Origin of the sequence: Sinimarinibacterium thermocellulolyticum (genome assembly GCF_040327995.1) — a bacterium.
Lineage (GTDB): Bacteria > Pseudomonadota > Gammaproteobacteria > Nevskiales > Nevskiaceae > Solimonas > Solimonas thermocellulolyticum.
Genome location: NZ_JBEPIJ010000051.1, coordinates 1 through 1,105, shown reverse-complemented (window position 1 = coordinate 1,105; position 1,105 = coordinate 1). Strand labels below are relative to the sequence as shown.

1 protein-coding gene is annotated in these 1,105 nt (G+C 54.0%); it reads left to right on the top strand.

Going from position 1 to position 1,105, the window contains the following annotated elements; genetic code table 11:
• The first annotated feature begins 74 nt into the window (after nt 1-74).
• Nucleotides 75-1,013 carry a hypothetical protein gene (locus tag ABSH63_RS15740; protein ID WP_352891064.1) on the top strand — a complete coding sequence of 313 codons (939 nt, stop codon included), beginning with the start codon at nt 75-77 and terminating at the stop codon, nt 1,011-1,013.
• The last annotated feature ends 92 nt before the right edge of the window (nt 1,014-1,105 follow it).

The following is a 1,105-nucleotide window of genomic DNA, read 5'->3' as shown; positions in this document are numbered from 1 at the left end:
CGCAGGCGCGGCACTTCAGACGTCCATCCCCCAGGCGATAGTGCCGACAACCTGCACATCCGGGACATCGCTTCATGACCAAATCCTCTCAGATTTGGTCCGGTTTGCTTAGGAATTACCTTAATGATCGAGTTCTTCACTTCGATTTGCTCTTCGATCAGGATGCTTCAGAGGCGGACGAAACCGGCTTCCTGTTTCGTGACACCGACGCGGCGAGTGAGCCGCGCTATCTCCGCATGACTGAGTTGTCATGCCTACGATGCAACGAGAGCGAATACATTGCTCTTGAAGACCGCGTTCTGCCCGCAGCGGGAAACGATCAACGAAGGAGGCTTCTGGTTCGTCGAAACTTGAAAGCGCTGTGGGACATTTTCGTCGACACCAATCACAAGTCGATCGCTTACTTCTCAGTGAGGGCAGACACACCGGCAGAGGTCAACGAGGTGTTCCGTCGGTTGAATACCGGCGGTGTGGCACTGACCCAGCTAGAGCTTGTGCTCGGCAAAATCAAGGCCGTGTACTCCGACTACGAAGAACGGCTGTGGGCTCTTTCCGAGAAGATCGAGAATGCAAGCGGCATCAAATTCTCGTCGACATCGGTGTTGCAGTTCTTTCACCTTCTGGCCAAGGACACTATCCGCATCGACGAGAGTCGTCTGGAAAAAGCGGACATTCAGACATTCGAGAGCATTTTACGAAACGAAGCCGAACCGCTGGTTGAGCTTTTTTCCGGTTATCTGAGAGGACTCCTGAATGTCAATCATGCATCGATAGTGCCCCGCTGGCTGGCGATTCTGCCCCTTGCGGCCTATCTCACTATACGTAAGCGCCATGGGCATGAATGGCGCATCCGGGCCCTGTCGGCACCAGAACTACAACTGATCCATCAGTATTTCCTGCTTTCGCAATTTTGCGACTGGAATACCCAGACGATGGTCAATGCCTTTGCTCGCGAGGCTATGGCATCGGCCGAAGGTGGTCACGTAAGCTTCCCCGCCGCGGCGACAACTTGAAAGTAGAGCTTTCTGGCATCGTACAGCCAGGAGGTTCTGATGAAGAAGTCGCGTTTCACCGAAACCCAGATCGTTGCGATCCTGAAGCACGC